This is a genomic window from [Flexibacter] sp. ATCC 35103, from assembly GCF_001975985.1.
Taxonomy (GTDB): Bacteria; Bacteroidota; Bacteroidia; order Flavobacteriales; family Flavobacteriaceae; genus Flavobacterium.
The window spans coordinates 61186-84292 of sequence record NZ_MTQF01000009.1; the positions used below are offsets into that span (position 1 = coordinate 61186).

Annotated in this window: 6 protein-coding genes; all 6 read left to right on the top strand. The window is 33.5% G+C overall.

From position 1 onward, the window contains the following. The first annotated feature begins 237 nt into the window (after positions 1-237). The 6 genes from BXU01_RS18240 to BXU01_RS18265 all read left to right on the top strand — a co-directional run bounded on the left by BXU01_RS18240 (position 238) and on the right by BXU01_RS18265 (position 23104). Positions 238-840, top strand: a complete 603-nt coding sequence (locus BXU01_RS18240) for a hypothetical protein (RefSeq protein ID WP_083694569.1) — start codon at positions 238-240, stop codon at positions 838-840. Beyond that, positions 837-6467, top strand: coding sequence for a hypothetical protein (locus BXU01_RS18245; RefSeq protein WP_083694566.1), 5631 nt, complete (start codon positions 837-839; stop codon positions 6465-6467). Before BXU01_RS18240 ends, BXU01_RS18245 begins: the two co-directional genes overlap by 4 nt. A 5-nt stretch (positions 6468-6472) precedes the next feature. Then, positions 6473-7960, top strand: a complete 1488-nt coding sequence (locus BXU01_RS18250; RefSeq protein ID WP_083694564.1) for an immunoglobulin domain-containing protein — start codon at positions 6473-6475, stop codon at positions 7958-7960. A 123-nt stretch (positions 7961-8083) separates the two neighbouring features. After that, positions 8084-11809 (top strand): hypothetical protein, encoded by a 3726-nt coding sequence (locus BXU01_RS18255; protein WP_083694562.1) that lies wholly within the window; start codon positions 8084-8086, stop codon positions 11807-11809. Positions 11810-11813: 4 nt separating this feature from the next. Further along, complete coding sequence (locus BXU01_RS18260) at positions 11814-12527, top strand: hypothetical protein (protein ID WP_083694559.1); 714 nt, start codon at positions 11814-11816, stop codon at positions 12525-12527. An 8-nt stretch (positions 12528-12535) separates the two neighbouring features. Beyond that, positions 12536-23104, top strand: coding sequence for a thrombospondin type 3 repeat-containing protein (locus tag BXU01_RS18265; protein ID WP_123774109.1), 10569 nt, complete (start codon positions 12536-12538; stop codon positions 23102-23104). The last annotated feature ends 3 nt before the right edge of the window (positions 23105-23107 follow it).

A 23107-nucleotide genomic window follows, 5' to 3' on the forward strand; every position in this document is an offset into this window, starting at 1 on the left:
TTTTGCAAATATAAANNTTTATATTTGCAAAAATAAAAATTAGATTTGCAATAAATTAATAAATATTTAACTGTAGTATACAAATGTTTTAAATCTAAAAACAAATATATTTTTCTTGTTAAATTAATTACTTCTGTATAATACATATAAAAATTTCTCAATCCTTAAAAAAACAATTATCAACTATTAGTCTGATAGATTTAGCATATGATTACTTAAATACATAAAATACAAGCAATGAAAAATTTCACAAGATTATTTTATGTTCTCTTGTCTTTAACCTTTTTTTCTTGTCAAAGAGAGAAAAGTAATAGCCCCAAAGATTCGGAAATTAGAGACCGTTATTTTAATCTTGAAAAAATAGGTTGGAAATCTCGTTCTTATACGCAAAATGTTGATGACATTGGTTTTACTGCTACCGAAGTTCCTATTCAATACTATTTATTAAAAGATCTGGGAAAAGAAAACTTAACGCTTGTTGATTCTCTTTATGAAAAAAATAAAAGAGAACGAGTTTTAGAGTTTACATTCCAACAAGACCAGGAAAAGGATTTACTTCTAAAGAATTTTACAGGAATGGATTATACTGACGCCGTAAAATACATGTCTTTTGGACTTAAAAAAGATTTTTACGTCGTCACTTCAAAAAAAGATACTATCACATGTTCGGGAGTCTTATTCGAACGCAATTACAAAATAGCACCTTATCAAAAAGTTTTATTGTTTTTCTCCGGAATCAATCCCAATGATACAATACAATTAGTCTACAGCGACTACCTTTTTAGAAAAGGAATACTAAAATTTAAATTTAAAGATCCCTACACTCAAATAGCCTTATGATGCCGCAAAAAAAAAATAAGTTAAAAAAAACTGTTGCTATTTATTTAGCCATGATGATTCTTTTAGAGACATTTCAACCAATGCAAATCTATGCATTGACAGGTGGTCCGTCTCAACCAGAGTTTGAATCCTTTACTCCAATAGGAACCTCTGATATGGTCGATTTAACTAGCGGAGATTTCAATTACAATATTCCGATAATGGATGTTGGAGGATATCCTCTAAACCTGGCTTATAATTCTGGCGTAACCATGGATCAGGAAGCATCATGGGTAGGATTAGGCTGGGATTTAAATGTAGGACAGATCAACAGACAAGTACGAGGCATACCTGATGATTTTAATGGAGACGAGATGATTTACGAAAATAATATGAAACCCTATGTTACAGTTGGTTCAAACTATAGTACTCATATAGCTGGTTTTGGACTTAAAGAAGCAAAAGCAAGTACTGGTATTAATATTAAATACAATAACTATGAAGGATTTGGTGCTTCGCTAAGTGGAGGGATGAGTTTTGAAATAGCCAAAAATTTAAGCGTTGGCATGAATCTGGAATCATCAGCATCAGAAGGAGTTTCAGTATCACCCAGCCTTTCTTATCATATGAAAATAGGTGAAACAGATTCTGGGAATTTTAATTTGGGAGCTAATCTGGGCGTGAGCTACAATAGCAGAAAAGGATTAGAAAGTACAACTTTGTCAACCAGAATAAGTAAATCTGATAAAGTAACGGGTAACAGTCTTGGCTCGATTCCGCTAACATCCGGGTCTCTTTCTATAATAAATTCATCATTCACTCCAACAAAGCGTGTGGGTATGGTGTCTTCTAACTATATGTTTAGTATGAACGTTGGTGGAGAACTTTGGGGTCTTGAAGTAGGCGCCAAATTTGCCGGATATAGAACAAGCCAGGGAATTAAAGATTCTGAGAAATATAAAATGGAGAAGGCGTATGGTTTTGAAAATACTTATAATGCCGGAAAATCAGATATTTTAGATTTTAACAGAGAAAAAGACCGAACATTCAATAAAAATACTACATCATTACCTTTAACGAACAATACTTATGACTTATATAGTATTCAGGGACAAGGTATTTCAGGAATATATCGTCCTTATAAATCACAAGTGGGTTATGTATATGATAACGAAATGCACGATGACAGCAATGGAGGTACATTAGGTATAGAAATGGGTGTAGGCGGTGGTGTGCATTCAGGTTTTGATGCTACACAAACCATAGGAAAAAGCTATAGTACTTTGTGGGAAAACTCAAATCCTGCTTTAGGCAGATTTAAAGAGAAAAAAAGTGGAAACCGACCAGATTATGAAAAAGTATTTTTTAAAAATATTGGAGGCTCACATGTTGATAAAGAGCTGGAATTACTTACTACTAAATCAGGGGGTTATTATCCGGTAAAATTAGAAATAAATGGCGGGAAATTCTCGAAGAGCACTAGTTTAAATTATTATAAAAATACCAGTATTATTACTAATACCGGAATAATTAAAAGAGAATCTTCCCGATTATCAAGAAATCAGTCTATACAAAAATTAACGAAGGCCGAAGCAAAAAAATATGGTTCAAAAAACCAGACCAGTCTTTTTGCAAAAGACCATCACACTGCAGAAATACGGATTACTAAAGAAGGAGGTGAGCGCTATATTTATGGCAAAGCTGCTTATAATACCACAAAGAAAGAAACAACATTTGATGTTAGTGATAAAAAGAATCCTAATGAGAAAGTCAATTTCAAAAACGGATTGGTTACCTACGTCCCTAATGTTGACAATTCTGTCCAGAATATTAAAGACGGAGACCAATATTTTAACCGTGTAACTACACCAGCATATGCACACTCATATTTACTTAGTTCAGTTTTATCATCAGACTATCAGGACTTAACAAATGATGGCCCTACAGATGATGATTTAGGAACGTATACTAAGTTTGAATACGAGAATAAAACTCCTGATGCAGCACATCTTTACAAATGGAGAGTTCCGTTTCTTAAAAACCAGGCAAACTATGATGAAGGATTGCGATCAAGCAAAAAAGACAATAAAGGAAATTATATCTATGGAGAAAAAGAGCTTCATTACATTAAAAAAATTGTAACAAAAACTCATGTTGCGATCTTCTTTATTTCAGAACGTAATGATGCATATGGCGTTATTGATGAGAATGGCGGGCGGGGAGAAAATTCTAAAATGTACAAATTAGACAAAATTTCATTATTTGCAAAACCGGAGTTTATTGAAAAAGGAGAAAATGCAATCCCTATAAAAGAGGCACACTTTGAATATAATTACAGCCTGTGCCAAGGTATCGACAATAGTATAAACCAAGAAGGGAAACTAACACTTAGTAAAGTTTATTTTACCTATAAAAATTCAAACATGGGAAAATTTACTCCTTATGTTTTTGGTTACGCTCCTAAAATTTTAGTCGAAAATACTCCAGGTTACAGTATTGAAAAGGATAAAATTAATAATCCTCCTTATAACATGAAAGCTTATGATGTTTGGGGAAATTACAAACCTATAAATGATAAACTGGGACCGGAAAGCACATCAAAACTATCTAATCCTGAATACCCATTTGTTGATCAAAGTAACAGAGAAAATGCAGATTTAAACGCAAGTGCCTGGTTATTAAAATCTATTCGCTTGCCTTCCGGAGGTCAGATGGAATTAAATTACGAAGCAGATGATTATGGATATGTACAGGATAAAGCAGCAATGCAAATGTTTAAAATAGTAGGAAGTGGGACGAAAGAAGAGTTAACTGCTGCAAATGTCGATCCTGAAAATAAAATTCAGAAAAGAAATTTGGGAAAATATATATATGTCGCATTAGATCAAAAGATAGACGAGCAATTATCGATTAATAATCCACAAATTCCAAAGATTTTCTATAATAAGTATATCAAATCTATTGGTGATGAAAGCAACCCATTATATTTTCGGTTTTTGCTAAATATGGTTAATCCTAATCCTACACCAGGCATTGACGGAACTGATAAGTATGACTATGTAACGGGATATATGAATATAGATAAAAGTGCCAATACTAACTTCGGTTTTCTGGAAGTAAATGGCAAACAATATGTTGCTATACCTGTTGAGTATGTTGGTAAAGGAGATGGATTTAATCCCAATGCACACGAAGTAAATCCTATAATAAAAGCAGGTTGGAATTTTGGAAGACATAACCTAAACAGGCTTATGTATGATATGAACAATGAAGAAGATACCGATAATTTAAAAGATATCGTGATACAACTTATAGGTTCGATACCGAGACTTGTAGAAATTTTTGAAAGCCCGAATGCTAAATTAGAGAAAGATGGTATTGCAAGCAAATTTGTAAGTAATAAATCCTGGATTCGACTCTTACAGCCTGACGAAAGAAAAATAGGTGGCGGAAGCAGGGTAAAAGATATTCAAATTCATGACCAATGGGATATAATGACAGATCATAAGGATAACGATGCTTACCGACAGTCTTATGGGCAAAAATATTTATATGAAACGGAAAACGGAAAATCTTCGGGCGTAGCGACTTATGAACCCTTGGGATGCAAAGAAAATCCGTTTGTAAAACCTTATTACGATCAAAAAAGAAGAGAATTGCTATTAGGTCCGGATACTGATAATTATGTAGAAGAACCTTTTGGAGAATCTTTCTTTCCGGCACCAAAAGTTACTTACAGCAGAGTAACAGTTACTAATTTGCCAAGAAACAAGTACAATGATAAAAAAGAAATAACCGCTACAGTAAAAAAGCATGCAACGGGATCTGTTGTTACAGAATTTTATACCTCAAAAGATTTCCCAACAATCGTTGACCGCACAACTCTGTCATCAGCCTATGAGAAGACATCATTATTAGGGAATCTACTTAATTTAAGTGTAAGGGAATATATTACATTATCACAAGGATTTTCTATTCATACAAATGATATGGATGGCAAAATGAAAAACCAAAGAGTATATGGTGAAGGGCAAAAAGAGTACATCTCAGGAGTTGATTACAATTATAATACGGTAATTCAAAATGAAGAAAACAATCAAAGCAAATTAAATAATACTGTACCAACAATAGATTCAAAAGGAATAATAGCGTCTAAGTTAGTTGGTGTTGATTATGATATCATAAATGATTTTAGAGAAAATAAAAGTACAAGCTCTACCAAGGGTATTCATGTAAATACGGCAACCATACCAATCACTGTTTATGTACTAGTGGTTCCGTCACCAATCCCAAGCATTTCAAAGCATGAAAGCCAGATTAGAACTGCGGTGACGACTAAAGTAATTCACACTACAGCCATACTTTCAGAAAAAGTGGCGTATGATCTGGGTGCAAAAGTTAGCACAAAAAATCTTGCCTGGGATGCAGAAACAGGTGATGTATTATTAACAGAAACAGTCAATGAATATAATGACAAATATTTTGATTTTAATTTTCCTGCTTACTGGAGTTATGATGGAATGGGGCAGACAGCTAAAAATATTGGACTGGAATGGGACATTATTAAAACAGGCAATAATCAATACCAATTTGTAGGTAATCATATCGAATCTGATTATCTAATTGATGGTGATGAATTGTGGATCAATGGTATTGCACCAGACGGCAAAAGCAAAACAATGATGAAAGGCTGGGTGGTAAAATTAACAGCTTCTAATTTCCAGCTTATTGGCGAAACAGGACTCCTTATTAAAAATGATGTTGTAAATACAGCGAGAATAAAAGTAATTCGTTCCGGATATCGAAACCTGCAAATGGCATCTATGGCAAGTGTGACCTCCATGACAAATCCATTATATAATTATGATAATAGTAATAGTATAATATCAGCAAGAGGAAATATAGGAAGTAATCCATTTATGTCTTCTTCATCAGGCAATAGAATTGTTAATGCATCTGCAGTACAGTATAATAATGTGTGGCCAGCACAATGCGAATGTAACTTACCTAAAATGACTTTTACAGGTGGTGTTTTAACCTATGAATATGAAAAAACAGATAATAAGTCTGAAGAAGAGGATATTATCAAAAACTCATACAATCCATATGTATATAATGTTTTAGGAAACTGGCGAGCTAATAAGTCATACGCTTACTTAACAGGAAGAAATTATACAACTGATCCAACACCACGAAAAACGGGATTCTATACTGACTTTTATCCATTCTATGTATTTGCAAATAATACATGGAAAATAACAACAGGAGCAAATTATGATAAATGGACATTTGCATCACAAGTTACACAATACAATCCTGCAGGACAGGAAATTGAAAACAGAGATGCTTTAAAACGTTATTCTTCGGCTTTATATGGTTATAACAATCGGTTTCCGGTAGCCGTAGCCTCAAATACAAAATACACAGAACTGGCATCAGACGGTTTTGAAGATTATAATATGTCGAACTGTGGCGCTACTTCGCATTTTGATTTTCAGGGACAATTAAAAACTAATGATGTTAGTATAACTGATAAACAATCACATACTGGCAGAAAAAGTTTAAAGGTCGCCCCGAATAAAAAAGCAGTTATAAAAAAACAAGTTGTTTCGTGTGTTACAGCCGGAGTAGTAAACGAAAATAATTAAGCCTTATGAAATCAATTTATACAGTAGTTTTTAGCATTATAATTTTTCTAATTACAGCGACGGGATTTTCTCAAGATCTGACTGATCAGGAAATAGGATTTGATGCTGCAAAACAAACACTTTACTTAAAAAAAGCTTTGATTACATCTTCTGCAGATATTGATCGTCAGATAGGTCGTATGCGGGAAATGCATAAAGCTCAATACATAGAAATGAAAAAAATTGAGAGCGAAATTTTGCAAAGAATAAAATCTAAGAGACTTCTAAAATCGATTACGAGTGTTATGGACGTCTCACAAAGCGAAAAAGCTGCCCTAAAAGCACTATATGACAGTACAAACGGAACAAATTGGAGAAACAACACAGGTTGGGATTTTTCGACTCCAGTTACTACATATGACAATCAGACACAAACGGGATGGAACGGAATTATTGTCGATAATGGCCATGTTGTATATTTAAATTTGGATTATAACAATTTAGATGGATTGATACCATCAGAAATAGGCCAATTAGAATATTTAAAAGTATTAAGTATAGAAATAAATAATATAAATGGCTCTATTCCTGAAGAAATAGGAAAATTGACTAATCTTGAATTTTTATCATTAAGTGATAATAAATTAAGTGGAGGCATCCCTCAAAGTCTTTACGACTTAATATCTCTTAGTTTTTTTGCTTTAAGTAAAAATATGCTTACAGGTGAGGTTTCATCAAAAATAAATAGACTTACAGATATAGGAGTAATATCTTTCTACTTAAACCAACTTAGTGGAGATATTCCATTACAAATAGGAAATCTTCAAAAGCTTGGTCATCTTTCTTTATCAGATAACCAATTAACAGGTTCTATACCACCAGAAATAGGGCGGCTAAAAAATCTGGCCAATATATTTCTAAGTAATAATAAATTGACTGGCGTAATTCCTCCTGAAATAGGAGTGCTGAAAAATTTAGAAATGTTATCATTAGAAGACAATCAATTGAGCGGTAACATTCCTCAGGAAATATCTGCGAAATATATATTCCTGAACAGCAATTTGCTCGAAGGTACAATACCATACCTTTCAGTTTCATATTTTTTAGATATAAGCTCAAATCAGTTCCGATTTATTGATTTTTCTAGTCAATTCTCCTCATTTAAAACAAAAATGAAAGATGATTTCATTTATTCATCTCAAGCTAAAACAGACACCGCAAAAACAATATATTCTATTGTTGGTAATTCTACAACTTTAACAATGTGTGAAGATGACAGGTTTACACTTGATGATACTTTTCAATGGTATAAAGGTAATTCTTTAATCTCAGGAGCAATTTCAAGAACTTACACTATTTCCAACTTAAAACTTACAGATTCAGGTACATATACCTGTAGATCCTATCATACTAATAATCCTGACATGTCTCCACTAGTGTTAGAGAGAGAGCCAATTATATTATATGTAAATAATTGCGAACCAATAACAGGAACAATCAAAGTAATCAATTAGTTGATCTTCTTCTAAATCAGTAAAATTTACTGGCTGAATAAAAATTTAATTATAGAACTATTTTATAGATAGTTTCATACTCCTTTTGTCCAAAATCAAGGAACAAATAACATATAAATACATATGGCAAACGATTTTAAAATAAAAAAAAATTGGATTATTATACTTTGCATATTGCTTGGTTCATTGTCTGCTTTTGCACAAGATTATAGCGATCAGGAAATTGGTTTTGATGTAAACAGAGAAACACTTTTTCTACAAACGAGAGGCCTGAATACAGCAGATGATCTTACTCGTGAGATTGACCGTATGCGGGAAATGTATAAAGCGCAATACATACAAATGAAAAAAAGTGAGGAGGAACTTTTGCAAAGGATACAACCAAAACAACTCTTAAAATCTACTGCAAACATTATTGACGTTTCACAAAGTGAAAAAGAAGCTCTAAAAGCATTATATGAAAGCACAAATGGTTCAAAATGGAAAAATAATACCGGTTGGGATTTTTCGACCCCCGTTACTTCATGGAACAATACAACAAAAACAGGGTGGTACGGACTTATTGTTGATAACGGTCATGTTGTTGATTTATCCTTTAGTACCAACAATATAAATGGATTTATACCTACAGAAATAGGACAATTAAAATATTTAAAACGATTGAATCTAAGCTATGGTCAATTAACGGGTTCTATACCGCAAGAAATAGGAGAGCTTGTAAATCTTGAAATATTAGGATTTCTTTCAAATAAATTAAGTGGTTCCTTACCGCAAGGTTTTTACAACTTAAAATCGCTTGTAAATTTATCTATCAACGAGAATCAATTAAGTGGAGAACTATCGCCAGAAATTAACAAATTGAGCAATTTAACTTATTTGTATGCACAGAAAAACCAATTTAGCGGACATATTCCACCACAAATTGGAGACCTTCAAAAACTAATTTCAATAAATTTTGCGTATAACCAATTAACAGATTCACTACCTCCAGAAATAGGACAACTTTCAAATCTTACCTACTTTAATTTAATAAATAATCAATTAACGGGTTCTATACCCGCAGAATTAGGAAAACTAAAAAGCGTTATTAATTTTTATTTAACTAATAATAAATTGACTGGTCCAATTCCACCGGAGTTAGGGTTGTTGAAAAAAGTACGTTGGATGTCTATAGATTATAACGAACTAAGTGGTACTATTCCTGAAGAAATAACAAAACTGTCAGTTGATTTTTTAAGTCTAAATAATAATTTATTTGAAGGAATATTACCTGTTTTTAAAAATTTATATTCATTAGACATAAGATCTAATAATTTTCGATTTATAGATCTTGCAAATCAGCTTACGTTATATAGAACAAAAACAGAATTCTCTCCTCAAACAAAAACAGATGCTGCAAAAACTATTACTTCATCAATTGGAGGCTCAGTAACTTTAACAATGTATGAAGATGAGAGGTTTACTCCTGAAGATACATACCAATGGTTAAAAAATGGAACAGAAATTATTGGAGCAATTAATAGAACCTATACAATTCCTGATTTAAAATCTGCTGATAACGGATCGTATACCTGTAAATCGTATCACAATAGTAATCCTAATATGTCTCCTTTAATATTAGAGCGAGAACCAATTATATTAAACATTGTTAACTGTACATCAATATCGGGAACAATGAAATCACTTGCTGAAAAATCATACACCAATCTGGAAAGTACATTTATATTCGAAACTACGGCTACCAACTTAATCTATAGCTGGTCTGTTGCAACAGTTGCAGGAAAAATCATAAATACTAATAGTGCGAATACTAGTGGGGTGTATTCGTATAAATTTATAGCAGAAGAAGATTATATAATAACCCTTATCGTTACAGATGCTTCCGGATGTTCGGCCACGTTTACAAAACCTGTTAAAGTAATTGATAGACATTGCACTAAAGAAGCTGTTAATTTTATTTTCGAACATCAGGATAAAATTCAAAATTACAACTGGTCCAGTACAAACGCAGCTAGTATAGTTGTAAATACAATAACAAATACCACAGGATTATATACGTTTATACCAGAACTCCCAGGTGAATATGTAATAAAATTAAAACCGGAAAGACCGCAAGATTGTGGAACAATATTTTCTAAAGAAATCACTGTAGAAGATTGCACTCACCTCATTTCTTGTACTAAAACCAATATTTATACCCCAGAAATACATCGTTTATTTATTACACTAATCAATAAATTAGGAAGTACTCCCAATGGCAGTGATGTAAATATATATGCAAAAAAAGAAATAGCAGCTTTATCTCCTTATACAACTCATTTAAAAACTAAAATATACAATTTTACCAATACCAAGACCGAAGTAAGTTTTTCTTTTTCGGAAAACGAAACAGGAAACGATGTTCAGATACCTAAATCAGCTTTAGCATCTGTTGTTAGTATTGACTTAAGCAACTATGAAGATGCTCTTACAAAAATTACAGTTGCTGCAAAATTTAGCAATGGTTCATATCAGGATGGATATATTCAAAATATCAATTTCTGTGTTACTGAGTTATCATGTGTGTCACATATTGCTCTTGTATTAGATGAATCGGGTTCTATTGCTACCACCGAATTCAATAAGATAAAAAAACAATTAAAGGCATTTGTTCTACAACAGGCTGCAACGAATGATACGATGGGATCTAATATTTATGTTTCCTTAACAGGAATGTCTGATAGTGATGAAAATACAAGAATTGATTTTATTAAACCAATAAAATTAACCAATACCCCATTAGTTATAAATCAATTTAACAACTGGATTGATGGTTTAGGACTAAGAAACGGAAAAATAAAAGGTATAAGTGCTTCTTCAGATTATTGGAGAAGTGGTCTTGAAGGCGCCCTAAGTTATTCTATGAAACCAGATGTAGTTATTATGATAACAGATGGTTGCCAGACTGCTGACGTTTCCGGGTTAAAAACAATCATGAGAGGGTTTAATAATGCTCCGGGAAGTAATCCTAATTTACCACATTTATATGTTGTAGGTATTGAAAAGGGATTTTATGTAGATGAAAATTTCTATACCAATAAAGATTCCGATCCTAATCTTACTCAGGGTATTCTAACCAATACTGTAACAACGCATCTGGCTAAATCATTAAAATATCTATTTGATTATCCCGATACCATATTCCCTAAATCAGATATCAATCAATTTGATTCAGGAACTTATTTCGGACATCCTAATTTTAGTTTATTGGGTTCTGATAACACCTATTTTTCAGATAAACTCGCTGATTCTGAAATAGTTTGCGGTACATCTGCCAAAAAAGATTTTTGTGATGATTGTCTTTCTTTTAAACCAGAGCCTGGTAAAGAATACTTATTAAGTGCATGGGTAAAAGAAGAACTTTTTGCCCAGGTTAAAACCTATGAAAACCCGGTCATTAAAATTGTTTTTTATAATAATAAAGAAGCTTTGGATATAAAATCCCATAAAATTGATTCATTATCTGTAAAAGCTTCCGGAAATATAATAGATGGCTGGCAACGCGTAGTACAAAAATTCAAAATCCCTATTAATACGATTACCATAGGAATTCAGTTGGAAAACAGTAGTTCCGGAGTTCCTGTTTATTTTGATGACATTAGGATTCATCCACTACAGGGAAGTATAAAGTCATTTGTATATGATCCTGAAACATTTAAACTAATGGCTGAGTTGGACGAAAACAATTATGGAACTTTTTATGAGTATGATAATGAGGGCGGTTTGGTTCGGGTTAAGAAAGAAACAGAAAACGGGATCAGGACAATTCAGGAAACACGCTCCGGGAGTGCAATCAATATAAAACCTTAATAGCATGATTTATAAAAAAATAATTTTTGTATGGGTTCTGTTCACTAGTTGTCTGGCCCATACACAGACTGTAAACGAAGTTTTTCAAAAATTCAGCAAGCAATATAGTACTTCTCTGCCATTACAATATAAATCTAATTATGCATTGTATAAAGATTTTGATGCTAAGAAATCAGAACAAAGTTATAAAGGTGCTTTTTATAAAAATGTAAAAAATGAAATGTACACAAAAATTGGAAACACTGAAACTCTTAATTCTAAAACGGTATTTCTCAAAATAAATCATGATGAAAAGATAATTGAAATTTCAGATCCAATTGAAAGTTCTTTTAATGATTTTGATATGAGAGCATTATTGAATTTATGTGAAGTAGAAAAATTTGTTGATTATAAATCATACTGGGAAATAACTCTTGATGCAAAACCATATTCCGGTCTTTCTTATTCGAAAATTATTGTCCAGATATCCAAGGATTATTTTTTGCAAAAACAAACGTTTTATTACAACACGGCAATCAATTTTTCAAAAGATTATCGAAGCCCGGATTCACATTATCCAAGATTAGAAATTACCAATACAAATTATAACCGAAATCCGGTGAACGCTGCAATTTTTAATAGTGCGACTTATTTTTTAACGGCCAAAAAGCAAATCATTTTGTCTGAGCCATTAAAAAAATATGAAATAATTGACCAAAGAAACATTTCCAATAAATAAAAATCGACATGCATATCAACAAGTATTTAATAACATTTGTATTTACACTGTTTTCATTGTTTTCATTTGGGCAACAAGAAGAGTTTTTAGGAGATCGAAAAGTAGGAAGTCAGCTAAATAGTCTGCCAATTCTTCATATTACAGATCCAAAATTTACAGACTTAGATAAGCACAATGTTTTTGCCTCTATTAATCCCGCGGTATCAATTCATTTTGGATATAATGATACTCAGTCTGATGTATATTATAGTGAAATTTTATTAAAAATTACACCATATGGCACGGCCGGAAATATACTCACTACTTATAAGGATAGCAAGAATCAGGAAAAAACATATGCGAATCCTTTTTTGATAACCCTAAAGATAAAGCATGATAATATAACCAAAGGAGCGCAACTAAATGATTATGCTGTATATCAATTACCGGGAATACATAAAGCAGATGTAAAAGTAGAATCAATAAAATATTATAATTCCAATGATGCACTTATAACAGTTTCTAATTCTTCAGTTTATTTAGAATTAAAATTCAATACATACAGGTATTACAACATGCAAGTGAGTGCTACAGAATCAACGTCTGTTTTTCCGTTGTCTCATAAATTTATAAAATACAATGGTACAAACGAATTGCAAGTTTCTAAAGTTAGTGACGGTGCTGAAGAACTAGTAATTAACTGGACCAGAGACATCAAATCTCCGGCAGTAGAATACGAACTTGAATGGAGCTGGATTGACAATTATAATATAAATGGCGGAAAACTCTCTACCAGTCAAATACCTTTAACAGAGCAGGATTTTAAATTAAACAGTACAAGAATTCAAACCAGAAATACTATTTATAGAATTCCTCTTGTGTATTCTAATGGTTATTTGATATATCGTGTAAGGCCTATAGGTCGATTTCTTGACAACACAGACAAATTTTTTTATGGAACCTGGTCTTCTGGACTGACCGGTTCTTTTAAACTCGTTAGTGACTGGTCGCATATAGTCGAAATAGATCAGACACATGAATCCGGAAAAAACTGGCAATACCAATCTTCTTTTGCCGAAGACGGAAAAAAGAAGGAAGTGGTAAGTTATTTTGACGGAAGTTTACGCAACCGCCAAACCGTAACCAGGATAAACTCTAACAATAAAGCCATTGTTGGTGAAGTAATCTATGATAATCAAGGGAGAGCTGCGATCGAAGTGTTACCAGCTCCTATTGAAGCTTCCGGAATTCGCTTTTATAGTGATCTGAATAAAAATTCTAAAAACTCAATTTACACCCACAATGATTTTGACTGGGATAGTCCAACAGTTTTGAATTGCGATTCTGAATCTGCTTTCGAAATGTCGAATATTGCCGGTGCAAGTAAATACTATTCCTCAAATAATCTGCGTCAGGAAAATTACCAGGATTTAGTTCCGGATGCCAACGGATTTCCTTTTTCGCAGATAGAATATACTCCCGACAATACTGGCAGAATCAAGAAAAAAGGAGGCGTAGGATTAGACCATCAAATTGGTAAAGGGCATGAAATGCAATATTTTTATGGACAACCTGAACAAAAAGAACTAAACAGACTTTTTGGCTATAAAGTAGGGGATTTTGCCCGATACAAGAAGAACATCGTTGTTGATCCCAATAAACAAATTAGTGTAAGTTACCTTGATCCACAAGGAAGAACAGTGGCAACTGCACTTGCAGGAGATAATAATGATATATTAATGTGCCTGGATGATGAAGCAAATACTGGTTTACATGCAATTACAACCACCAATTTACTGGCCAATAATGATAAATACGCATCTGGCAATAATGATATAAAGAAAGATGGTATTCAATTGAATACTTCAGTGAACGTTGAAAAAGAAGGTGAAATAAAATTTAATTACACATTTAATAAAACCAAAGGTTCCTACACTGATAATTGTTTAAACACAAAACAATATCCATTTGTTTATGATTTATCCCTAAGCTTGAAGGATGATTGTGCAAATGAATTACTTACGGGAACTGATTCATTAGTTTCAAAAATTGGCGTATATAACGACAACTCTTTTAATGCAACCTCTTTAAGTGTAACAAATAAGGAATATAAAGGAGAATATTTAGGTAATTTCCTAAAGATAGGATCTTATTCTTTAAGTAAAAATCTTAGGATAAATCAGGATGCATTAAATCAATATGCCGATGATTATATAGACCAATTAATCGCAAACAAAATATGCCTGCCCGATCTGTCATCGTTACAAGCAGATGTTACTGCTGATGATTGTAATGTAACCTGCAAAAGTTGCGAACAATCATTGGTATGTGATAATTTAACCGTTGCTGAATGTGAAGCTTTTCAATCGAAATTATCGGTTGATGAAGATGATCTGGGTAATATTACCGCAAGAGAATCTTATATAAATACAGCCGAAAAACAATATATGCTTAAAAACCTGAATGCATTTTTTGTAACCACTTTTACACATAACGGTTCACAATTTGTAAATCCTGAGATCGATCAAAAAGAAATAGTGGCTAAAGTAGCCGGATTTAAATTTGAATTTAGAAAACACCTCTCTGAATGTAGGGAAATGTGTAAACAACCAATTAATATTTGCAGTCTTAATCTGGATTCGCTTCTGGAAGATGTTAGTCCGCATGGGCAATATGGCTCCGTACAAGGTCTGGAAGATAATCATACCAGCGAAGATTTTGTAAATAATACAGAAATAGATCCTTTAAGTATCTTTAATGATAATAACCAATTATTATATGGTGGATATATTGTAGTGACCCAGATTAATCCGGAAACGAATAAAGATGAGGAAATAAAAATATCTAATTACAGCTGGCGAAAACCATTTAAATCTTATGAAGAAGACGGGGTTATTTCTAAGGTTAGAGTAGAGTTGGTGGGAGAAGGTATTTACAGTCCCAGTATAAAAGAGGGGATGATATTAAAACCGGAAGATCAGGATCCTACTCGTAATGATCCAAATATATTTTTGATACAACCTGAGGATTTACGATATGTATCTGATTTTATTCATCTATGGAGGCCGAGCTGGGCAAATGCTCTTTTACCTTTTCATCCGGAATACCAGTATTATATTTATAATGCAGCTTTATGTAGTAAAATAAACGGTGCAGGCTATAATTCAGATGGGTTTGACGAAACATTAAGCAACATGGATTATTATGATGCCGAAACCGAAACAATTAGTGATAATACCATATTTACATCTAATGGAATAATATCGAAACTTTTAAATGTTGATTCTCAAAGTAATGATAGTGATCCCTTTTATAACTCAGCAAATTTTATAGAAACAGATACTGATTTTAAGCTTCGTAAAGATTTAATGAGAGAAGCTTTAAATCTAAATTATGACGGTATCGCTTTGCCAAATGGTAAAAACATGACCATGCTTCAGGTTGCCTATTATTTGGCTGTTTATTCTAATGGGATTGCAGCTGATTCTGACTATGAAGAATTTATAAATAAAACAAATACTAAGTTGTTAAGTGACATTAACAGCATGAGTGATATTTATTTAAAACAAAAAATATGGCTGAATTTCAGAACAAATTATACCGCTGTTAAACAAAAAACCAGAACAGTATTCTCTCATATTTATGCCTCTCAAAAAAATAATTATAATGATTGTATTGGTAATCCCGAAAGCTCAGATACATTTTTTACCCTATTCAAAAAGTATACAGTTGCAAGGCCAAACAATTATGAAAATCTTACCAGATTAATAAATACTATTCCACAGATTCCTGCACTCCCTAATACAACTCCTGCCAGTAGAGGAATTGAGCTGGCATGTTCAGATGTGACCTCTTCTTTTTATGCAACCAAAGAAAAAAGATTCGTTCCAGCAGATTATGGTTTTGACTCAGCACTTACAGATACACAGGTTATGGCTGCAGCCAAAGCAACTGCCGAAACCGGAATGTATCTGGAAACTGGCAAATGCCCGGGAGCAATCGATTTAGAATTTTTCTTAAACGGATTACTCGATCCTACGATTCAAAAACAGGGACTATTGATAAATGGCTTAAAGACTTCGAGTATGCCCTATTTAACTAAGTACTTGTTCAATGCACAAATAAACTCAGATTTTAACTTAGAAACCGCTGGTGAAACCCCAAAAATTAAAGCTACTCAGGATGCTTCGGGTAATCTTAATATTGGTTTTACCTACATGAACAATGATATTGCAACTCCTATTCAGTTGAGATTTATAAATAAAAATTATAAAAATGCCTGTGGTACAAATGTGTCTGTAAATTGGGAAGATATTATTGGTTTCAAAAATATTTATGCTTTACCTGAATATAGTACAATCGATAAAGTATATAAATTCCAGATTCTGGCCATTGTAAAAAGAAAAAGTGGTACAGATAATTGCACTTCTCCCGAAGAAATAATTATCGAAGGTACTACCAAAGCAAATATTAATGGATGCGACGAATTAGCGATTGCACCCTGTGATAAAAAAGAGAAATTTAATAGTGCTTTTAAAAGCCTTGTATTCAATCTGCAAAACAGTAGAATAATTCGCAATAATGAAGTAGATCTTACCACCAATACTGCTTTTACAAACGGTTATCTCTATACCTATTTTGGCATTAAACAAGGTGATGTTGTAAAATGGAAAAATAATACCAACGGCATTAGTATTACTGTCAATGATCAAAACCGTCTTGTAATACACTTTGAAGGTTATAGCTTAGGAGTAGATCCTATTATCAATATTGCCATAGGCGACTTGCAAAATAACCAATACAATATTTTAAAGCTAACGGTTAGAAAACCAGGTCTTTTCTCAAAAAGACAAATCACTTCAATAATCACCACTGGTAATAAAAATCCTCTTTATTTTAGTTGTTGTTCGCCTTGTGGAGAATGGGATCATGATGGTGACGGTTTTGGTGATTTGTGTGGAGAAGTTTCACCTCCAAAAATAAATGTATGTAACAGCGGTGATAAAGAATATATATATGAAGAAAATTTAAAAGAAGCTTTAAATGAAGCAATAACAAACGAGACATTAAATTCATTACAAAACTCTTTTAATAACCCCAATGCGGTTAAAATGACTCGTTTTATTAATAATTCTAAATTGATTGAGAATTTTCAGGCATTTAGAAATTATTGGAATAAAATTAAAGTATTTGAAAATCCCTATATCGACGATATCGAACTTTTTAAATTTATAGTTAAAATAGGTAGAGGAAGTACTTACATAAATTTTTACAATAATAAGAATGTTTTAGAGGCTTATATCATAATATCAAATCCTGATAATCTGGCAGTCAAAAAATTTAATAATATTGAGATTACAGAATCTCAGTATTGTTCCATTAATTATACAAATAATAATAACGAAACTTTTACCTTAAATGACATATACATAAACAATGCTGTATTGATTAGCCCTACCCATACAGGTGTTGGGTCAATATGTGATTTTTTAACGGCTTATACGACAAAAAACCTATTAAAAAGTTCGTATAGCAATACGAATGACAATATTATAAGTTCAAGCTATGTCAATGATGAAGGTAATGTAATTACTATTCTGAATGCACAAAAAACTATTTTAAAATCAAGACTAACCGCAACTCCGGCAGTTACAAACTGTAATACATTCTGCGTTCCTCCAACTGTTCCTCCAATTATCTGTGGTGATAAATGGAATGAGTTTAAGACAGCAATAATTGCTAAAGTGGCTAATTATGAAGTCCCTGAAAAATTAACTAAAGACGCTAATTTTTTCTGTGAGGCTAATTTTGGATATGTCAGCACTGATTATATTGCTTATTTAACCAAGCTGCAAATAACAACAATACAAAACCCGCTTTTTGTAACAATTGCAGAGTTTTGTGCAACCAAACTGAGATATGGTAATACAAAAACCGCGTCAATAATTGATTTATATGCCAGTTATATATCAGAACAGAAAACAGCAGAAACCGAGGAACTTTTAAAATGGAACCAATATGCAGACAACTATGTAGTAAATAATAATCTATGTGTACCGGCACTTATGGCACCAACATTTAGCCTGAAAGTTACTACTTCTGAAACCAGGACACCTTGCGAAATATATGCAAATACTGTAAAAGAATCGAACAAACAACAAATTGAACAGGCTTTTTATGCCAGAAAAAAAGAAGAATTTAAGCAACATTATCTTCAGGCTTCACTCGAGGGAGTAAATGAAACGCTAACGCAGACTTCCTGGGACAAAGAATATCAATATACCTTGTATTATTATGATCAGGCAGGAAATCTAGTTCAGACTGTTCCGCCACAAGGTGTACAAAGATTATTGCCAAATTCTGATGCAGCGATAAACGAAGTTCGCGAAACCAATACTGAAAAAGAGGATTTAACACAAGTCAATGGCATCGATGTAGCACCAAAACATACGATGCAGACACAATACCGTTACAATTCATTAAACCAATTAGTGTGGCAAAATACACCTGACGGAAAAATAACCCGATTTGCATACGATGCATTAGGAAGAGTTGTAGCCTCTCAAAATGCAGAACAAATAAAGACGAAACGTTTTAGTTACACCCGTTATGATGGCTTGGGCAGGATTACCGAAGCAGGACAATTTATAGTTAAAAGTGGTATTGCATTGACTATTAATGACAACGGAAGACTGATTTTTACAAATACTGTAAATCTTGTGCCAGTTGATGCTGTTTTAGATTTGTATCCTTATAACCTTACCATAGCACTGGATCAAATTACCAAAACCGTATATGATACTCCAATTGCAAATACCAGCGAATGGTTTACAGCTTATGGTGTTGATAATTGCCATAAAAGAGTAACCGCAGTATTGTATTACGATACTTTAACAGCCGAAATAACCCAGGTAAAAGCATACGATAACTATAGCAATGCAATCGTATACGATTATGATGTACACGGAAACGTAAAAGAGTTAATATATCATACAAATAATAATACTAAACTAACCCAGCTTAAACAAGAACTTAAAAAAGTAGTCTACGATTATGACCTGATAAGCGGCAATGTAAATAAAGTTACCTATCAGCCCAATAGTGCCAAAGACCAGTTTATACATCGTTATGAATATGATGCAGACAACAGGATACAACAAGTATATACCAGCAAGGATAATGTAATCTGGGAGAAAGAAGCGAATTATCTCTATTATGATCACGGACCATTGGCACGTGTAGAAATTGGTGACAAAAAAGTACAGGGTCTTGATTATATCTATACCCTGCAAGGCTGGCTAAAAGCAGTGAACTCAGAGAGAATTGGCTCACAATACGATGCTGGTAAAGATGGCTTAAATGTCGCTCAGGATGCCTTTGGCTTTGCCCTGAATTACTACAAAGGCGATTATCAATCAAGATTTAATACCAGAGACAATACAATCTTTAGTTTTAGCAAAAACGATAAACTGGAGCAAAATGCCAATCTCTACAATGGAAACATTAAAGAAATGGTAACATCATTATTGGATAACCAGCAAAAACCAATTTCGACACAGTTTAATTATTACAAGTACGATCAGTTAAACAGGATAAAAGAAATGACATCCCAATCTATTTCGTACAATCAAAATTTAACTACAAATGCCCCAACAACCGGGTACAAGTCAAATTATAGCTATGACCGCAACGGAAACCTTACTTTTCTAAATCGCTGGGCATCATTGCCTAACGGAGTAATTACACTCATGGATCAGTTAACGTATAATTATACCAACGGTACCAATAAATTGCGCCATGTAAATGATGCTGTGCCTAATGGCGTCTTTACCAACGATCCCAAAAACCTCAACGATACTTCCCTTGATATAGACAACCAGACTGCTGATAATTATGGTTATGACGATATAGGGCAATTAATCGCAGACAGACAAGAGGGTTTAAAAATTGAATGGCGCGTAGACGGAAAAGTAAAAAAGGTAACCAAAAATAACGGAGTCGTAATAAGCTTTGAGTACGATGGTCTGGGCAACAGAGTTGCCAAAACAGTTACCAGTGGTACTAATGCCACAACAACCTATTACCAGCGTGATGCACAAGGCAATGTCCTGAGCACCTACGAAATGGTAAAACAAGGAACTGTGCTTAAATATTATCTGGTAGAACAGGATATTTATGGCAGCAGCCGTTTAGGAGTCGAAAAAGGACGAAAGGAAATCACTGCAGATAATGTGCAAAGTATTCTTAAATCAGGAGTAAGACTCTCAGGAACTCTTCAAAGTCCCCTAACGCAAGACAAGGAGATTAATACCAATCAATCCGGTTTAAATTTTAGTACAGAAGATGCCAGTGCAAAATGGACAGAAAAACCGGAAAACACCATTAATTTATTTAAAAACGAGACTTCTAAAACCGAATCGATAACCCTTACAGGACACTTGAAAATTGACTCTAAAAGTACGAGTGCTGATGGTCTGATAGCGGCCTTACATGGTAAAAACCAAGAAGGAGAATCATGGCCGGGAGATCGTGCATATTCTTACTTAAGTTCAGTTTTAGTATCAGTTAATAAAACAGATATGGGTTATAAGCCCGTAGTCTCACTTATAAAATACCGAAGGGACCATCATAGATATGAAAAATCTAAATTTAGTTTTAGAAGTTATCAAACCACGACTCGCTATGAAATTATTTCGCCACCTATTCCGGAAGACGAATGGGATTTAAAAGTACAAATAGTAAACGACATAAATACTGACGAATATATTGTTACCATAACCCTGAACGGCAATGAATACAAGACCACCAGTAATCTCACTTTAGATCACGATGGAGTTAATAATATAGGGATGAGAAGAGGTTCTGAGGATCTTCATATTATACTACCGCAAAACTCTGTAGGACATACCTCTATTACCCATCGTCCTGGTAAAACCGAGAAATATAATGCTATTAAAGCCGAAATATGTGATTTTAGTTTCAGAGTAGATAATGGTCAGGAACCAGAGGATATACAAACTAATTATTTTGGTTTTGATGAAGGAAGTGGCATAAAAGCAACCGCTACGACAGGACAAGAGGCTAAATTGAGTAGTGATATTTTCTCGCAGACCTATTGTGGTTCAAGAGCTGATGACAGCGATGGAGATGGCATACTCGATATAAAAGACAATTGCCCTTATGTATTTAACCCATTGCAGGAAGACACTGATGGTGATAATATTGGTGACGCGTGTGACAATTGTAAATATATCCCTAACTTTGACCAGCTTGACAGCGACGGAGATGGTGTGGGAGATGCCTGTGATAATTGTAAATTTACTGCTAACGCTGACCAAATCGATACAGATGGAGACGGCATAGGCGACGTATGCGATAATTGCCCAACAATATACAACCCATTACAAGAAGATGCCAACAAAAATGGAATTGGCGATGTTTGCGAAGGATTAGCGCAGGGCGAAGGTAAAGCTGCGGTGGCTGGTTCTCCTGTAATTGCGTATCGTTTTGTAGGAGACAAACAATATGAGTTGTCGAATCATTTAGGCAATGTGTTATCTGTAATTACAGATCGAAGCCTTTTGGCAGGAAACATTTTCATGCCAGACGTTCTTAGTTATTCTGATTATTACCCTTTCGGGATGCAAGTGCCAACCAGATATGGCAGCTCAGAATCATATCGTTATGGCTTCCAAGGTCAGGAGAAGGATAATGAGATAAAAGGCGGTGACGGGAACTCGATGAACTATACTTTTAGGATGCATGATCCGAGAGTTGGAAGGTTCTTTGCCATTGACCCATTATTTAGACAATACCCTCACAATAGTTCTTATGCATTTAGTGAGAATAGGGTAATAGACGGTAGAGAGTTGGAAGGTTTGGAATACACCAGATATGACACTGACAGCTTCGACCCGAATGTTAAGTTAATGGCAAAAGATGATAACGTAACTAATTATGCTGACAGTAAAAACTATAAGATTTTTAATGACGCAAGGAGTGGTTTTAGTGGAAGTGGCTTTATTGTAGATTTCATGGGTGGCGAATTAGTTGGAGCATATATTGCAGGAACTAAATTATATCAATCTGCTACTAAATTTGTTCAATCAAAACTAACTGTAGTAACTTTAAAAAATGCAGATAAACTTCTAAAACCTGCTGTTGAAGCAGCAGAAAAAGGAGTAACTACTAAGCCTGTTGCAGGAAGTATAGCTAACATAAATCGCTCAATTGATGGTGCTAAATTAGGGAGTATGAATTGTACTAATTGTGTAATTTCAACAGATTTAGCATTACAGGGAGTAAAAAGTACTGCTATGCCAAAAGCACTTACTCCATTAGGAGAATATACAAGTGGACCTGTATCAATATCTGTTTTAGAAAAACATTACGGTACGAAATTTGTAAATACCAATGTCTCAAAATTAGAAGAATTGGCAATTGGTAAAAGAGGAATAATATATGGAGAAGGTAAATATGGAGGTCACGTTTTTAATGTTGTTAACCAAAAAGGAGCAATAAAATATCTGGATGGACAGACAGGGAAAGCGGCTAATATTAGTGATTACAAAAATTTGAAATTTTTACCAACAAATTAAACG